3 protein-coding genes are annotated in these 2872 nt (G+C 74.7%); 1 reads left to right on the forward strand and 2 read right to left on the reverse strand.

Features of this window, described 5'->3' with window-relative positions; genetic code table 11:
* Together ACWEN3_RS44615 and ACWEN3_RS44620 are read right to left on the reverse strand one after the other, a co-directional pair.
* Positions 1 to 1151: formyltransferase family protein (locus ACWEN3_RS44615; protein ID WP_452983899.1), on the reverse strand; the 1151-nt coding region annotated here is incomplete at its 3' end.
* Positions 1152 to 1296: 145 nt separating this feature from the next.
* On the reverse strand, positions 1297 to 1824 hold the full coding sequence (locus tag ACWEN3_RS44620) for a hypothetical protein (RefSeq protein WP_452983902.1): 528 nt from the start codon (positions 1822 to 1824) through the stop codon (positions 1297 to 1299).
* 225 nt (positions 1825 to 2049) lie between these two features.
* Here ACWEN3_RS44620 and ACWEN3_RS44625 point away from each other — a divergent pair, with 225 nt between their 5' ends.
* Entirely contained in the window at positions 2050 to 2541 is a 492-nt protein-coding gene (locus tag ACWEN3_RS44625) for a DUF1360 domain-containing protein (RefSeq protein ID WP_452983903.1), read from the forward strand.
* Positions 2542 to 2872 lie beyond the last annotated feature (331 nt).

Here is a 2872-nt window from a genome sequence, read left to right on the forward strand (position 1 = left end):
GCCTCGACGAGGTCGTCCATGGCGTTGAGGTTGGTCCAGGACTCCTGGGCCGGGTCGGGGGCGGCCTCGATGACGTTCAGGTGGATGCCGTTGGAGAAGAAGTCGCGGGCTCCGCCGAGCACCAGGACCCGGGTGGGGCGGGTGAGCGCGTGCTCGTAGGCGGCGAGCAGGCGCCGGCACTGGTCGGTGCTCGTCGCACCGCCCGGGAAGGAGAAGGTCAGCAGGCCGACGTCGCCCTGCTGCCGGTAGCGGATGTCCGTGAACGTGCGTCGGCCGGGCGGCAGTTCGAGCGGTACGGGGTCCTCCGCCAGTGTGCGGCCGGGGTCGAGGGAGGCGAGGATGGAGGCGGCGGGGCGGCGGAAGGGCGCCGGGTCGCCGGAGTTCTTGCGCGGGCGCAGTTCCGGGATCCAGACCGCGCCGTCCCGGGTGGCCCGGCAGACGGCGCCGGCCCGGTGGGCGAGCAGCTCGCCCGGGCGGCCGCGCAGCAGGTCCTCGGGGTGCCCGCCGTGCAGGAACACCTCCCGGCCGAGGAGTTCGTCGAGGACGCCGGGCTGCGAGTCGGCGCCGCGGAGCTTGCCGAGGACGGTCTCGGTGTCGTCGTGCTCCCAGTCGATGCGCCGCCGCTCCTGGCGGAAGAAGTCCCGCCAGACGACGCCGATCGAGGGGTCGGTCTGCGGGCGCGGCTTGTACGAGCCCTCGGCGTAGCGCCGTACGGCCGTGAGGACGGCGGTCACCGCGGCGTCGGAGACCTCGTTGCGGTACAGGTCGCTCTTGCCGACGGGCGGCACGGGGAACGGCTCCGCCGCCCAGACGGCGCCCGCGTCCATGCCCGCCTCGGCCTGGAGCACGGTGACGCCCCACCGGGGCGCCTGTCCCGCGATGGCCCAGTCCAGCGAGGAGGGGCCGCGGTCGCCGGGCGGACCGGGATGCACGATGAGGCAGGTGTGCTCCTGCCACACGTCCGCGGGCAGGGCCGTCCTGAGCATCGGCGCGACGACCAGTTCGGGGCGCAGCTCCTGGACGGCGGCACGGACCGGTTCCGGGCCCTGCGAGGCGAGAACGACGTCCACACGGTGCCCCAGGTCCGACAGTTCGGCGTACAGGCGCTGGGAGAGGCTGTTGAACGCGCTGGCGACGAGCAGAATGTCCATGTCACGGCATATTCGTCCCTGTACGGGGTGCCGTGAAGGACCGTCACGGCGTTTCGCCGCTCCCGGCCGGGCCTCTTGCTCCATCCGGCTCGCGTCGCGCGGATCCTCGAACGTCCCGGCTCCGCTCGCGGCCGGACAAGGGCCGTCAGGCGGCGAGGGCGCGGCCCGGCTTGAGCAGGGCGAGGAGCTGGCCGTGGTGAAGTTCGGCCACGGGGGCGAGCAGGTCGGGGTGGCGCAGCAGTGCGGCGGCGCGACGGTCGCCGTCGTCGGGGGCGAGCAGCCGCCGGAACTCGACCGGTGCGCCCGGGGAGTGCTCACCCTCGGCGAGGGCGGCGACGGCGAGCCCGGCCAGCTCCGGATCGGTGAGCAGGCCGGCCGCCCAGCTGGCCACGACCTCGTCGACCCAGGTGCGCCAGGCCTGGTCCTCGGCCGCTTCGTCGGCGGCGGGCTCGGCACCGGTGATCCAGTCGAGGCGGCCGGCGCCTCCGGGGCCGGCCATGGTGACCAGGGCCGCGTCGATCTCGGTCGGGTACCGCAGCCATGCCGCCACCGTCGCGGCCTGCCGGGCCTGCGCCTCGCACAGGGCCGTGGCCAGCGCGCCGCCGGCCGGCGGGTACGCGACCGTCAGCCAGTGCGCCGTCGCGGTTATCAGGGGGGACAGATCAGTGAGCACAGCCGGGCCGTCCGAAATGCGAAGGGGAAACAGGGGCTCGACCAAACGGTAGCCCGGCACCCGGCCCGGCAGGGAGAGGGTGCGAACCAGGTCATATGTGGCCTGCCCCACGTCACGGCATCGCCGGTCCTTGATCACGTGTCGCCCGGCACCCCCTGGGAACTCGGTTCAGGGCCCCACGCAGGGCGCTCACGCGCGCACGCCAGGGGAGAAATGGGAGGTCTCATGACAACGGACGCCGCACACTACGCCGACGAGGGCGATGTGCCTCTCGCCGGCTATGCCGCCCTCGCCTCCGTGTTCGCGGCGGGCGCCGGCACGTTCGCGCTGCTCGCCCGGCGCCGGGGCGTGCGGCTGCCGGAGCAGGTACCGCCCTGGGACGTCGTGCTGCTGGGCACCGCGACGTACAAGGCGTCCAGGCTGCTGACCCGGGACAAGATCACGAGTTTTCTCCGGGCGCCGTTCACGCACCGCACGGGCGAGGGCGAGGCGAGCGAGGTCATGGACGCACCGCGGGGCAGCGGGGTCCGGCGGGCCGTCGGCGACCTGCTGTCGTGCCCGTTCTGCACGTCCGCCTGGGCCGCCGGAACCCTGGTGTGCTCCTACACCGCGGCGCCCCGGCTCACCCGGCTGGTCTGCGGCGGCCTCGGCGCGGTGACCGTGGCGGACTGGCTGCAGTACGCCTGGACCTGGACCCAGCGAACGACGCAGAACTGAGCCGCCGCGCTCATTCGCCGTCCACCGCGGCCGTCGGCCCGACGCCGAACACGCCGTCGCCCGGGCAGGACCCATTCGGCCCGGCCGCCTCGGGCCCTGGCCGTCCGGCAGGTCCCCCAACAGCGCCGCCCGGCCACGCTCCCACCACGCACACCTCCCAGCCGGTCCACCGATGTCTCGCCGCCGGCGTCCACCCCGGGCCGGGCCCTGGCGCCACCGGCTCCGCTCGGCTCACGCCCGGCCGGCGCGTGCCCGTCCCCGCGGTCCCCGCCGTCTTCCGAGGTACTCCGTCTACGCCGCAGAGCTGAGCCGCCGCGGTCCGGTCCCAGGC

The sequence above is a fragment of the Streptomyces sp. NPDC004561 genome, assembly GCF_053602155.1.